General features: G+C 30.8%; 11 protein-coding genes. All 11 read left to right on the forward strand.

The features are described 5' to 3' along the window. The first annotated feature begins 191 nt into the window (after nucleotides 1-191). The 11 genes from purE (at nucleotide 192) to CLCHR_RS04525 (ending at nucleotide 13,743) form a co-directional block, all read left to right on the forward strand. On the forward strand, nucleotides 192-671 hold the full coding sequence (purE, locus tag CLCHR_RS04475; RefSeq protein WP_079438494.1) for a 5-(carboxyamino)imidazole ribonucleotide mutase: 480 nt from the start codon (nucleotides 192-194) through the stop codon (nucleotides 669-671). Then, nucleotides 671-1,378, forward strand: coding sequence for a phosphoribosylaminoimidazolesuccinocarboxamide synthase (gene purC, locus CLCHR_RS04480; protein WP_079438495.1), 708 nt, complete (start codon nucleotides 671-673; stop codon nucleotides 1,376-1,378). The genes purE and purC overlap by 1 nt, the downstream gene beginning before the upstream one ends. A 122-nt stretch (nucleotides 1,379-1,500) precedes the next feature. Then, nucleotides 1,501-2,919, forward strand: a complete 1,419-nt coding sequence (purF, locus tag CLCHR_RS04485; RefSeq protein ID WP_079438496.1) for an amidophosphoribosyltransferase — start codon at nucleotides 1,501-1,503, stop codon at nucleotides 2,917-2,919. A 9-nt stretch (nucleotides 2,920-2,928) separates the two neighbouring features. Further along, nucleotides 2,929-3,930, forward strand: coding sequence for a phosphoribosylformylglycinamidine cyclo-ligase (purM, locus tag CLCHR_RS04490; RefSeq protein WP_079438497.1), 1,002 nt, complete (start codon nucleotides 2,929-2,931; stop codon nucleotides 3,928-3,930). Next, complete coding sequence (purN, locus tag CLCHR_RS04495; protein WP_079438498.1) at nucleotides 3,918-4,535, forward strand: phosphoribosylglycinamide formyltransferase; 618 nt, start codon at nucleotides 3,918-3,920, stop codon at nucleotides 4,533-4,535. The genes purM and purN overlap by 13 nt, the downstream gene beginning before the upstream one ends. Nucleotides 4,536-4,676: 141 nt before the next feature. Then, the gene (gene purH, locus CLCHR_RS04500; RefSeq protein ID WP_079438499.1) at nucleotides 4,677-6,182 is read left to right on the forward strand and encodes a bifunctional phosphoribosylaminoimidazolecarboxamide formyltransferase/IMP cyclohydrolase; all 1,506 of its coding nucleotides are present in this window, start codon (nucleotides 4,677-4,679) and stop codon (nucleotides 6,180-6,182) included. A 588-nt stretch (nucleotides 6,183-6,770) separates the two neighbouring features. Further along, complete coding sequence (gene purD / locus CLCHR_RS04505) at nucleotides 6,771-8,021, forward strand: phosphoribosylamine--glycine ligase (RefSeq protein ID WP_079438500.1); 1,251 nt, start codon at nucleotides 6,771-6,773, stop codon at nucleotides 8,019-8,021. A 494-nt stretch (nucleotides 8,022-8,515) separates the two neighbouring features. Beyond that, complete coding sequence (locus CLCHR_RS04510; protein WP_079438501.1) at nucleotides 8,516-8,884, forward strand: BlaI/MecI/CopY family transcriptional regulator; 369 nt, start codon at nucleotides 8,516-8,518, stop codon at nucleotides 8,882-8,884. A 4-nt stretch (nucleotides 8,885-8,888) separates the two neighbouring features. Then, on the forward strand, nucleotides 8,889-11,195 hold the full coding sequence (locus tag CLCHR_RS04515; protein ID WP_079438502.1) for a M56 family metallopeptidase: 2,307 nt from the start codon (nucleotides 8,889-8,891) through the stop codon (nucleotides 11,193-11,195). Between the two features lie 426 nt (nucleotides 11,196-11,621). Then, nucleotides 11,622-13,205 carry a P-loop NTPase family protein gene (locus tag CLCHR_RS04520; protein ID WP_079438503.1) on the forward strand — a complete coding sequence of 528 codons (1,584 nt, stop codon included), beginning with the start codon at nucleotides 11,622-11,624 and terminating at the stop codon, nucleotides 13,203-13,205. Nucleotides 13,206-13,308: 103 nt separating this feature from the next. Beyond that, complete coding sequence (locus tag CLCHR_RS04525) at nucleotides 13,309-13,743, forward strand: nucleotidyltransferase domain-containing protein (RefSeq protein ID WP_079438504.1); 435 nt, start codon at nucleotides 13,309-13,311, stop codon at nucleotides 13,741-13,743. Nucleotides 13,744-13,917 lie beyond the last annotated feature (174 nt).

Here is a 13,917-nt window from a genome sequence, read left to right on the forward strand (position 1 = left end):
AACCAAAAGTGAGAATCGAAATTTTACATTTCGTTCTTCGAACTTTCACACAGTGCAATCTATGATTTTGTGTGAGTCACTTACCCAGCGAACGAATTTGAGTCGGGTTTCATTTAGAAGGAGTTCAATCTATATAGCAAAGAAATATAAGAATAAAAATAGTTTAACATATAAAAAATAGGAGGCTTAAAATGCAAGTAGCAATATTTTTTGGAAGTAAATCTGATACAGAAGTGATGAGAGGAGCTGCAAATGCTTTAAAGGAATTCGGAATAGAATACAAGGCGTTTATTCTTTCAGCTCATAGAGTGCCAGAAAAATTAGAAGAAACATTAGAAGAAATTCAAGAACAAGGCTGCCAAGTTATTATAGCAGGAGCAGGTCTTGCAGCTCACTTACCAGGGGTAATAGCTTCGAAGACAATACTTCCAGTAATAGGAGTTCCAGTTAAGGCCGCTATTGAAGGTCTAGATGCGTTATATTCTATAGTGCAAATGCCAAAATCAATTCCAGTTGCAACTGTTGGAATTAATAACAGCTATAATGCAGGAATGTTAGCAGTTCAAATGTTATCAGTTAATAATAATGAATTAAAAAATAAATTAAAAGAATTCAGAGCAGATATGAAGAAAAAATTCATTGAGGAAAATGCGGAAGGGGTAGAACTATAATGGAAAAATTAGAAATGATGTATGAAGGTAAAGCAAAGAAAATATATGCAACAGATAAGGCAGACGAAGTAATTGTATATTACAAAGATGATGCGACAGCTTTTAACGGAGAAAAGAAAGGTCAAATCGAAGACAAAGGTGTTATGAATAATGCTATAACTTCAGTTATATTTGAATTATTAGAAAAAGCAGGAGTTAAAACTCATTTTATAGAAAAACTAAATGATAGAGAACAATTATGTAAGAAGGTTGAAATTGTACCACTTGAAGTAATCGTAAGAAATGTTGCAGCAGGAAGCATGGCTAAGAGATTAGGTCTTGAAGAAGGATTTGCACTTAAGACTACAGTATTTGAATTATCATATAAAGATGATTCATTAGGAGATCCATTAATAAATGATTATCATGCAGTTGGAATCGGAGCAACAACTTTTGAAGAATTAAAAGTAATGTATGATATGACAGCTAAAATAAATGATGTATTAAAAGCAGTATTTAAAGAACAAAACATCAACTTAATTGACTTTAAGATTGAGTTTGGTAGATTAGCTGATGGAACTATAGTCTTAGCTGATGAAATTTCACCAGATACTTGCAGATTCTGGGATGCAACTACAGGTGAAAAATTAGATAAAGACAGATTTAGAAGAGATTTAGGTAACGTTAAAGACGCTTACGTTGAAATATTAAAGAGAATCTCTAAGTAATGAATGATGAATAATTAATAATGAATGATTAAGGAGGAAATCTCCAAAGGAGATTTTATCCATAATTGTTCACTATTCATTATTCATTTTTAATCAAAAATGATAATGAGAGGATTGTGTAAATGAGTAATCCAAATTTTGAATTAATAATGGATCCAAGTAATGATAAGTTTAAGGATGAGTGCGGAGTTTTTGGGGTTTATGCTAATGAGCCAATAGATGTTGCATCGATGACTTATTATGGACTGTATGCACTTCAACACAGAGGTCAAGAAAGTGCAGGAATAGCAGTTGCAGACGGAGAAAAAATAGATATACACAAAGGTTTAGGTTTAATTACAGAAGCATTTAAGCAAGATGATTTAGATAAGTTAAAAGGACATATAGCTGTAGGTCACGTAAGGTATTCGACTGCTGGCGGTAAGGGTATTGAAAATGCTCAACCTATACTAGCTACGTCAAAAATGGGTCCAATAGCTATGGCTCACAACGGAACTTTAGTAAATGCTGATGTAATAAAAGAATTGCTTGAAGATGCAGGACAAATTTTTCATACTACAACTGATTCGGAAGTAATTGCCTGCCTAATAGCAAGAAGTGCAAAAAAAGGTTTTGCAAAGGCTGTTGTTGATGCTATGTCAGCTATAAGAGGGTCGTTTGCATTAACTATTATGTCAAAAGATAAATTAATTGGGGCTAGAGATCCACATGGAATAAGACCGCTTTGTTTGGGGAAAATTAATGAAGGGTATATATTAACTTCAGAAAGTTGCGCTTTAGATGCAGTAGGTGCTGAGCACGTAAGAGACATAGAACCAGGGGAAATAGTTATAATAGATAAAGAAGGAATAAATTCATATAGATATTCTGAAAACACTAAATGTCAAACATGTGCTTTTGAATATATATATTTTGCTAGACCAGACTCGAAAATTGATGGACTTGAAGTTCATACAACAAGAGTAAAAGCAGGAGAACAACTATTTAAAGAACATCCACTAGATGCAGATTTAGTTATTGCTGTTCCGGATTCAGGAATACCAGCAGCTATAGGATATGCTAAAGCATCTGGAATACCATATGATACTGGATTTATTAAAAATAGATATGTTGGAAGAACGTTTATCTCACCATCTCAGGAAATAAGAGAAAGAGCTGTTGCGGTAAAATTAAACCCTTTAAAAGTCAATTTAGACGGAAAAAGAGTAATACTTATTGATGATTCAATAGTAAGAGGTACTACTTCAAAACATTTAGTTGAATCACTTAGACGTGCAGGAGTAAAAGAAGTTAGTTTCTTAATTGCATCTCCAAGTGTTAAATATCCATGTTATTTTGGAATAGATACACCTTATAGAAGTGAACTTGTTGCTGCTAATAATACTGTAGAAGAAATCAGAGATATGATTGGAGCAGATTATTTAGGGTACTTAAGTGAAGAAGGCGTTTATAAGAGTTGCGATGATAGAGAAGAATTTTGTATGGGATGCTTTAATGGAGTTTATCCAGTTGCAGCACCAGTAGAAGATCTTGAAAGGTAGGATTAATAAATGATTACTTATAAAGAAGCAGGAGTTAACATAGAAGAAGGATATAAATCAGTTAAACTTATAAAGGAATATGCGGCAAGAACTATGAGTCAGTATGTCTTAAATGGGCTTGGAAGCTTTGCAGGAATGGTTGAATTACCATCAGGTTACGAGAAACCAGTCTTAGTATCTGGAACTGACGGTGTAGGTACAAAGCTTGAAATTGCATTTAAGAATAAAAAATATGATACAGTAGGAATCGACTGTGTAGCTATGTGTGTAAATGATATTTTATGTCATGGAGCAAAGCCATTATTTTTCTTAGATTATATAGCTTGTGGAAAGCTTGAAGCTGAAGTTGCAGCAGATTTAGTTAAAGGAATATCAGATGGATGTGTTGATTCTGACTGTGCTCTAATTGGTGGAGAAACAGCAGAAATGCCAGGTTTTTATGCAGAAGGTGAATATGACATGGCAGGATTCGCGGTTGGTATTGCTGATAAAGATAAAATTATAAATGGAAGTAATATTAAAGAAGGCGATAAGCTAATAGGAATTGCTTCATCAGGAGTTCATTCTAATGGTTATTCATTAATCAGAAAAGTATTTCCAGATTTAAATGAAGAATTTAATGGTGAAGAAGTTTGGAAGACATTAATTACTCCAACTAAAATTTATGTAAAACCTATCCTTAAATTATTAGAAAGCTATGAAATTAAGGGAATGTCACACGTTACAGGTGGTGGATTTATTGAGAACGTTCCAAGAATGTTCAATGGAGGAGAATTTACTGCTGTAATTAATAAGGATTCATATCCACTTCCAGATATATTTAAAAGAATTATTGAAAAAGGTGTAGATAAAGAGCATATGTACAATACTTTTAACATGGGAATTGGATTTGTTCTTGCTGTTAAAGACGAAGATGTTAAACCTATTATAGAGGCTTTAGAAGAAATGGGAGAAAAAGCTTATGAAATAGGATATGTAACATCTGGAGGTGACGGTATTTGTTTAAAATAGCGGTCTTGGTTTCGGGGGGAGGAACAGACCTTCAATCTATAATAGATGCAGTGGAAAATAAATATTTAGATGTTAAAATAGAAATGGTTATAGGTAGCAAAGATAATATTTATGCTTTAGAGAGAGCGGAAAAACATAATATAGAAACATTTGTTGTAACAAGACGCGAGTATGGAGATAAATCTTCAGATAAGATATTAGAATTAACAAAGGGTAAAGTTGATTTAATAGTACTTGCTGGATTTTTATCAATTCTAGATGGAGAAATATTAAAAGAGTTTGATAATAAAATCATAAATATTCATCCATCTCTGATTCCTTCTTTTTGCGGTCCAGGAATGTACGGATTAAAGGTTCATGAGGCAGTAATTAAGAGCGGTGTTAAATATTCAGGATGTACAGTTCACTTTGTAAATTCAGAGGTTGATGGAGGAGCAATATTACTTCAGGAAGCTGTTCCAGTTTATTTTGAAGATGCTGCTGAGACTCTTCAAAAAAGAATTTTGGAAAAAGAACATGTAATATTACCGGAGGCTATTAAATTATTAAGTGAAGGTAAAGTAGAATTTGTTGATGGAAAAGCTAAAATATTAGAAAATAAATAATTATAATTTATAAAACAAAAATAAATCTAGTTACGGCGGCAGTATATAGTTAATAATTAAAATGAAACTCTGTAGGGGGAGTTTTATTTTAATGTTTAACTGTGCTTACTTCTAGCTGATGACTAATTTCTGGGGGTTTTTATGAAAAAAAGAGCATTAATAAGTGTTTTTGATAAAGATGGAGTTTTAGATTTTGCTAAATTTTTAGTATCTAAAGATGTTGAAATTATATCAACTGGTGGAACTTATAAATACTTAAAGGAAAATGGAGTAAATGTAATCGAAGTTAATGAAGTTACTAATTTTCCTGAAATGTTAGATGGCAGAGTTAAGACTCTTCATCCATTAGTCCATGCAGGAATACTCGCAATAAGAGATAACGAAGAACATATGAATACATTAAAAGGAAGAGACATTCATACAATAGATTATGTTGTTGTAAATTTATACCCTTTCTTCGAAAAAGTTAAAGAAGATTTAGAATTTGAAGAAAAAGTTGAATTTATAGATATTGGTGGTCCTACAATGCTTAGAGCTGCAGCTAAAAACTTCCAAGATGTTGTAGTTATTTCTGATAAGAATGACTATAAAGTTGTAATGGATGAAATTGAAGCTAGTGGCGAAACTTCATTAAAGACAAAGAAGAAATTAGCAGGAAAAGTGTTTAACTTAATGAGTGCTTATGATGGAGCAATTTCAAACTTTTTACTTGCAGATGAAGAAGAGTATCCAGAATATCTTTCTGTATCATACAAAAAGATGCAAGGTTTAAGATATGGTGAAAACTCACATCAAAGTGCAGCAGTTTATTCATCTACTATGCTTGATGGGGCTATGAACACTTTTGAAATGCTAAATGGTAAAGAATTATCTTACAATAATTTCAAAGATGTTGATATAGCATGGAAATGTGCTAATGAATTTGATGAACCAGCTTGTTGTGCATTGAAACATAATACACCTTGTGGCGTTGCAGTTGGAAAAGACTCATATGAAGCTTATATGAAGGCATATGAAGTAGACCCAACTTCAATATTCGGTGGAATCATTGGATTTAATAGAAAAGTAGATAAGAAGACTGCAGAAGAAATGGTTAAAATATTCCTAGAAGTAATTGCAGCACCAGAATATGATGAAGATGCTTTAGAAGTGTTAAAATCTAAAAAGAACTTAAGAGTTCTTAAATTCAACAATACACCAAAAGCTGATAAATATATGGTTACAGTTGATGGAGCTATGCTTGTTCAAGAAGAAGATAATAAGCTAATTGAAGAAATTAAAGTTGTAACTGAAAAGAAACCAACTGACGAAGAAATGAAAGATTTATTATTTGGAATGAAAGTAGTTAAATATGTTAAATCTAATGCGATAGTTGTCGCTCATGACGGAATAGCACTTGGAATTGGCGGTGGTCAAGTTAATAGAATCTGGCCAACTGAAGATGCTTTAAAGAGAGGTCAAGGCGCTACAATCCTTGCATCAGATGCGTTCTTCCCATTTAGAGATGTAGTAGATCAAGCTGCAAAAGCTGGTATAAAAGCTATAATTCAACCAGGTGGATCTATGAATGATCAACAATCAATAGATGCTTGTAATGAACACGGAATAGCAATGGTATTAACAGGATATAGACACTTTAAACATTAATATAGATAAATAACTGTGAACTTATACTTATGCAATAATTCACCGAAATAAGTAACATACTTTTGTTCCAGTTTCTTGGGAATTTTGATGGGTAATTCTAAGGCTATAAGTTGCACCAAAGTGAGAGCTTCAAAGAACAAGCTTTGAACTATCACATTTGGAACAACTTATAGCCTAAGAATTACAGCCATCAAAATTTCCAATGAAACATTCCACAAAAGTATGTCACTTATTTCTAGTTGGAATGTATTTAAAAGTATAAGTATAGTTTATAATTGTTTTATCTATATAAGGTTCCTAAGTCATAATCGAACCTATGTGTATAATCACCGAAATTGAATACATGTTTATTCCATAGGACTATGAAAATAAGCTGAAGGTTCTAAATATCTGGTTGCTCAATTTCTGTATGCTCCCAATTTTATTGTGACAAGCAGTAAATGGAATGACCAGTCATTAAGAACCTAACAATCCTATTTTGAAATGCCTATTTCATATTATGACCCTTGAGGTTATAAACATGTATTCAATTTCTAGGTTGAGCATAATTTAAGTTCTCAATAGAAAATTGTTTTGGAGGTATATTATATGAAACTTCTTTTAATCGGTTCAGGTGGTAGAGAACATGCTTTAGCTTGGAAATTAGCTAAAAGTGAAAAGGTTGAGAAAATTTTTGTTGCACCAGGTAATGGTGGTACTGCATTTGAAAATAAATGTGAAAATATTAATATAACAGATTTTGATGAATTAGTTAACTTTGCAAGAAAAGAAATTATAGACCTTACAATAGTTGGGCCTGAAGATCCTTTAACAAAAGGTATTGTTAATAAGTTCAAAAAAGAAGGTTTAAAGATATTTGGACCAGCTGAAAATGGAGCAATGCTTGAGGGAAGCAAAAGTTTTTCAAAGGAATTCATGAAAAAGTATGGCGTTAAAACTGCAGAATATGAAACCTTCACTAAGGCGGATGAAGCTCTAAAGTATTTAGAAACATGTCCATATCCAACTGTTATAAAAGCTGATGGACTTGCTGCTGGTAAAGGTGTTGCTATATGTGCAAATAAGGAAGAAGCAATAGATGCTGTAAAGTCATATATGTTGGATGATATATTTGATGGAGCAGGTCAAAAAATAGTTATTGAAGAATTCCTTGAAGGAGTTGAAGCGTCAATTCTTTCTATAACTGATGGAAAGACAATTATTCCATTTATGTCAGGAAAAGACCATAAGCAGATATTTGATGGCGGTAAGGGCCCAAATACTGGCGGAATGGGAGTATTAGCTCCAAATCCTTATGTTACTGAAGAAGTAATGAAAGACTTTGAAGACAATATAATGGCTAATACATTAACTGGTATTAGAGAAGAGGGCTTTGACTATAAGGGGATAATTTTCTTTGGAATTATGATCACTAATAAAGGGACTTACCTTCTAGAATATAACGTTAGAATGGGAGATCCAGAAACTCAATCTGTTCTTTATTTAATGGAAAGTGATTTAGTTGAAGTTATTGAAGCTGCATTAAGAGAAGAATTATATAAGACTACCATCAAATGGAATGATGGAGTTTGTATAAATGTTGTATTGGCGTCAAAAGGCTATCCAGGGGAATTTACAAAAGGATATGAAATAACTATAGATGAAAAAGTAAAAGATAAGGTGTTTTTAGCAGGAGCTAAGGCTGAAGATGGAGTTTTAAAGACAAATGGCGGAAGAGTATTATCTGTTGTTGGTGTTGGAAAAACTTTAGAAGAAGCTAGAAGCGATGCTTACGGAAATATTAAATATGTTACTTTTGAAGGTGCATATTGTAGAAAAGATATTGGAACACATAAATAAAGTAGATATAGATAAACAATGTGTAACTTAGAATTATAAATGTAACTCGCCGAAAGAAAGGGTATTCTGTTGCTCGGTTGCGAGAGAAACCTGCTATGGATTTCTAACAGTAAAAGTTGTACCCATCCCAGCCTGTTCCCGAGGCAAGCTCGTGACACGCAAGGATGGAACAACTTTTACTGAAGAAATACTATAGCAGGTTTCTCAATGCAACGGTGCGCAAAAGAATACCCTTTCTTTCTGGTGAGGAATATATTTCAAAGTATATATCAAATTATTGTTTGGGTTATCTATAGTTAGGGAAGCATGATTCCTTATAATTAGACTTTACGATGTACTTAAAACACAAAAAAAGATGATTATAATCATAGCTTTAAAGCTGGATAACTGAATATTAAAATAGTTTTTAAGGAATATATTGACAGTGGATTCTACAAGATGTAGTATATAAATATACTACGTCTTGTAGAATTTAATTATGGGGATGATTATATATGAAATTAGGGAAGATTTCAGATGCGGAAATGGAAATAATGAAAATAATATGGAAAAAGAATGAGCAAATTACTACGGCCGAGATTTTAGAAGAGCTTCCAAAGGAAAATTCATGGAAGGTAACAACAATAATGACGTTAATATCAAGATTAACTGAAAAGGGGATTTTGAGCGTGACTAAAGTAGGAAAGTTAAATAATTATTTTCCTAAAATTACAGAAGAAGAATACAGAGCTATTCAAACTGATAATTTCTTAGAAGATATGCATAAAGGATCAGTTAGAAACTTTATGGCAACATTATTTAATAATAAGAAAATAAGTAATAAAGATATAGCAGAGTTGAAAGAATGGCTTAAAGAGGTGTAGACATATGGAGATTCTAAATTCGATTCTGCAAATGTCACTGGCAGGCAGCTTTATGTTTTTAATACTTTGTTTATTTAAGCCATTTATCAAGAAAACTTTTAGTGCTACTTGGAATTATTATATGTTGTTTATAACACTTTTAATTTTTATTATACCTATTGGCAGTTTTGTTAAATTACCTCAGATGGTGGAACATAAGAATTATTTATCAATGCAGGATACAAATACGGTAGCAGCGCAAAATTATGAAAAGATGCTGAAGATAAATGATAAAAGTGATGATATAAATATTTCGCAAGTAGATGGTACTCTTAAACCTGTAAGTCAAAGTCAAGTAGATTTAAAACAAACAAGCACAGTGGAAAAAATAATGAATAGGGATATTCTGCTTTATGTATGGATATTAGGTGTGCTCATACTAGTAATTAAGGAAACTTACGTATATATATCTTTTTATAAGAAACTTAAAAGTGTAAGTGATGTCATTGAGGATGAATCGATACTTGATGTTTTTGAAACATGTAAGAAAAAATTAAATATATATAGGAAGATAATTCTAAAAGAATGTGGTGGCATTAAAAGTCCGATGATTACTGGAATATTAGCACCTACTATCACAATTCCTAAGATGAATCATAATTTAGATAAGCTTGAAATAATACTTGATCATGAATTGATTCATTTTAAGCGTAAAGATTTGTGGGTGAAGGCAGTTGCACTTTTAGCAAATATAATCAATTGGTTTAATCCTATTGTTTATATTATTAGAAATAGGATAAATATAATTTGTGAGCTGTCTTTAGATGAACAACTTATAAAAAATATGGATAAATCGAAAAGAAAATATTATGGAGAAATTATATTAGAGTTAATAGAATATTCTCAGAGTAAATCCCTAAGTTTAGGGGCATCAGTTTGTAAAAGTAGAAAGGAGATTGAGACACGTTTGAAGAATATAGTGTTTTTTAAAAAGTCAAAGAAAATAATTGTTTGCATTTCACTTATGGTAACTATAATTTTTACATCTACCAGTTTGCTTGTTTCAAAAACTGTATTTGCTAGTAATAGCGATATTTCGAAAAGTGCTAAAGGAGCAGAATTTGCAGTGTTTGTATCAGATGACGGGTTATATATGTCTAAATTAAAAGAAAATAACCCAATTATTCTTGATAAAAACGAAAAAATTAAATTGCCGAAAATATCTAAGGATGGATTATATGTTGCTTATACTAAAGAAGATGATTTATATATTTGCAATATAGAGACTCGTGAGGTTACTGAGGTATCTAAAAATGTAGAGTCATATGACTGGAACAAGTCAGGGAACTTAATTTATTCTACTAAAAATTCAGGTATGTCCATGTATAATGCTAATACTAAAAAGTTAGAGGAGATTATAAGTAATGAATATAATTATTTTAATATTAACTGTGATAGTAAAAATAAGATATATGCAAATAAACAGCTAGAATATTCTAAAGGGAATGATCGATATATTAAATCAATTGGTATAGTTAGTTATGATCCAGATAGTAAGGAAGAGAAAGTTCTTTTGGAAAGTAAAGAAGGCAATGGGAAAGACATTGGTGAGAAAGCTACATTTTCTGAATTACTTGAATCCATTGGATCAATACCTAACATCTCAAAAATCTCAAGTGATGATAGATATTTATATATATGGAATAAAGCCCGTTCAGCTTCAATATCTGCAGATATGACAGAATTTGCAGTATTTGATCTTTTAAACAATAAGTTTATAGAAAATAATAATATGATAGCGCTAGCATATAATGATAATATTTCGCAAAATCCAGTGGATAGTAATCTTGTTGCAGTCAATAAAGGTGAATACAGAGATATGTATTCTAATAAAACTTTGGGGATTTTTAATATTCAGGCTAACAATTTCACAAATCTAATTCCAGAGGATCAAGTTTCAATGATGCCGGACTACTCTGGTGATGGAAAAAATATAGTGTATTCAGGAACTAATAGCGTAAAAGATGATATATCACAAAGTCTGAAAGATTGGGAAAGTGAGCCACACTATATTTATCAAGTAAATGCGGATACAAAAAAGGTAACTCAAATTACAAATAGTAAATCATTTGACTTTATGCCTAAATATTTATCAGACGATGAAATATTATTTGTAAGAAAAGACGGAGATTCATATAGCTTGTGGAAGACAAAGGATGGAGCAGAAAATAAAATTGCTGATTCTTTAAGTTTTGGATCCACAGCTTACACAAATAGTTGGTATTATGGTCATTATAAGACCGAGAATGTTATAGATGTATTTATAGGATAGTATTATTCACAATTGGATATCTATAGATATACAATGCAAAACTTAGATTTATACGATAACCAACCGAAAGAGAAGGTACTCTGTTTCTCGATTGCTAGAAAAAGAGTACATTCTCTTTCTGGTATAGAAAGCATTTCAAAGCATAAATCAAATTCTTGTTTGGGTTATCTCATTCTATTATTGCAGTATACATTTTACTCAAGTCATTTACTTCGTCCTGAAACCATTTTAGAATTTTAGTTCTAAAGATATATTTAATTTCTTCATTAGGTATTTATATTATAACCAACAAATAATTCACTTAAAACATAACCCAGACGATAAGTATTTTGTATTTATTGAGACCTTGGATTTGTTGTTTATGTTTAAATAAAGTTAAATATGATAGAATAATTATAGTGATGGAGTAAGGAAGTGATTTTAGGGATGGAAAAAGAATTTAATGTAACGGGAACATGCATACCGAATATGCATTATATGGTTGATACATCAAATAAATTAGATAATACTATGAAATTAATTAATAAAGGGAAATATTTTATTATTAATAGACCAAGGCAATATGGAAAAACTACAACATTATATATGCTTGAAAGACTTTTAAACAAAGATAGTGAGTATTTAGTAATATCTATAAGTTTTGAGGGGATAGGGGACTTGGTTTTTCAAGAAGAAAAAATGTTTTCGAAAGAACTTTTACAGATTATGGCTGATAGTTTATTATTAAATCATATGGAGTTATCTGCATTTTTAGAAAAACAAAAAAACAATGTTGAAAGTTTTAGCAATTTATCTAGAGAAATAACAAAGTTTATTCTAAAATGTAATAAAAAAGTGATTTTAATGATAGATGAAGTTGATAAAAGCAGCAATAATCAATTATTTTTGAGCTTTTTAGGAATGCTTAGAAATAAATATCTCCTAAGAAATGCTGGTAAAGATTATACTTTTGATAGCGTAATTCTCGCGGGAGTTCATGACGTAAAGAGCTTAAAGATTAAAATAAGACCGGATGAAGAACATAAGTATAACAGTCCCTGGAATATAGCATCTGACTTTGACGTAGATATGAGTTTCTCAACAGAAGAAATAGGCACAATGTTAGAGGATTATATTCAGAGTAAAGAAGTAATTTTAGACAAAACCTATTTTTCGGAAAGGATTTATTTTTATACTTCAGGTTACCCGTTTTTAGTAAGTAAGCTATGCAAAATAATAGATGAAAAAATAATGCCAGAAGATGGATTGAAGTGGGAAAAAGAATATATGGATATGGCTGTTAAGGAATTATTAAAAGAGAGTAATACTAATTTTGACAGTTTAATTAAAAATATAGAAAACAATGATGATTTAAAATCATTAGTAAAGAAAATAATACTTGATGGATATGAAATTACCTATAATCAAGATAACTTTATTATAAACATGGCAATAATGTATGGTATATTTAATAATTATAATGGTAAGGTAAAGATCCATAATAGAATATATGAGCAAAGAATATATAACTACATGAGTTCATTAATAGAAACTTCAACAAACTTAGGATTTTATAATGAAAGAGAAAAATTCATAAAAAGCAATGGAGATTTAGATATTGAAAAAATACTTATAAAATTCCAGGGGTTCATGAAGCATGAATATTCGGAGAAGAGAGAAGAGTTTTTAGAAGCAGATGGAAGATTAGTTTTTTTAGCATTTATAAGTCCTATAATAAATGGAACAGGCTTCGCCTTTAAAGAAGTGCAGGGTGGAGAAGAGAAGCGATTTGACATAGTCATAACCTATAATAAAAAAATGTATATATTAGAGCTAAAAAGATGGAACGGAGAAGAATATCATAAAAAGGGACTACTTCAATTAGCTGAATATTTAGACCAATATAGTTTAGCTGAAGGTTATCTTTTAATATTTGATCTTAGAAAACTTAAAGGGGAATCAGGAAAGGTTGAGAAAAGTATTGTTACTCTTCAAGGAAAAAAGAAAAATATATTAGAAGTTTACTGTTAAGGCGAAATTAGTGGGAATTATAGATTAAGCATAATTTTTGATAAGTGCCAGTCGCTAGATAGTTATAAAGAGTATTTTATGTGATACTAAAGGGGTGATAGTTTTGGAAAAATCAGAATTTTTAAATGAAATAAAAAAGATTAACAGCATTATTTGTATTTCTGAATTTGGAAGTTACAGAACTGAGTATTGGGATAAGGATAGAAGTGATATAGACTTAGCTGTTGTGGTCAAACCAGAAGTTTCATTCATGGATACATTGGAGATTGAGGAGGAAATTCTAGAATTATCAAAGCTATATTACAACTATGACAATATACATTTGACTTTTATATTATTTAAAGATTTTCCAAGTAAATATGCAAGATTTGCAGTTGATAGCGATAATAAATATATTATTGATGAAAATCTATGGTATGATTTTCAACATTATGTACTAAAATATGCGAGAAATAATGCGGATTTTGAGAAAATGTTAAAGATAGATGAACAATATACTTATTTCGGAGGAATTATAGATGAGTCCTTACTTCTTTAAATTATTTTTAGAGGAAAGTAAAGATAGTGTTATATTAAAATATAGAGAGAAAAAATAAGTTTTATAGATGAACAAATTGAAAATCATACTTATGTGATAACTCACGAAAGAGAATGTGTGGAATATTTCAAAGTATTAGTCTAGTTCGTGGTTTGTTTATCTGTATATTTTATA

This window comes from Clostridium chromiireducens (genome assembly GCF_002029255.1).
GTDB lineage: Bacteria > Bacillota > Clostridia > Clostridiales > Clostridiaceae > Clostridium > Clostridium chromiireducens.

What these genes read in the sequence shown, in the direction of transcription:
- purC (WP_079438495.1), top strand. Translation starts at nt 671, where the DNA reads ATGGAAAAATTAGAAATGATGTATGAAGGTAAAGCAAAGAAAATATAT.
- purM (WP_079438497.1), top strand. Translation starts at nt 2,929, where the DNA reads ATGATTACTTATAAAGAAGCAGGAGTTAACATAGAAGAAGGATATAAA.
- CLCHR_RS04510 (WP_079438501.1), top strand. Translation starts at nt 8,516, where the DNA reads ATGAAATTAGGGAAGATTTCAGATGCGGAAATGGAAATAATGAAAATA.
- CLCHR_RS04515 (WP_079438502.1), top strand. Translation starts at nt 8,889, where the DNA reads ATGGAGATTCTAAATTCGATTCTGCAAATGTCACTGGCAGGCAGCTTT.
- purD (WP_079438500.1), top strand. Translation starts at nt 6,771, where the DNA reads ATGAAACTTCTTTTAATCGGTTCAGGTGGTAGAGAACATGCTTTAGCT.
- purE (WP_079438494.1), top strand. Translation starts at nt 192, where the DNA reads ATGCAAGTAGCAATATTTTTTGGAAGTAAATCTGATACAGAAGTGATG.
- purF (WP_079438496.1), top strand. Translation starts at nt 1,501, where the DNA reads ATGAGTAATCCAAATTTTGAATTAATAATGGATCCAAGTAATGATAAG.
- purH (WP_079438499.1), top strand. Translation starts at nt 4,677, where the DNA reads ATGAAAAAAAGAGCATTAATAAGTGTTTTTGATAAAGATGGAGTTTTA.
- CLCHR_RS04520 (WP_079438503.1), top strand. Translation starts at nt 11,622, where the DNA reads ATGGAAAAAGAATTTAATGTAACGGGAACATGCATACCGAATATGCAT.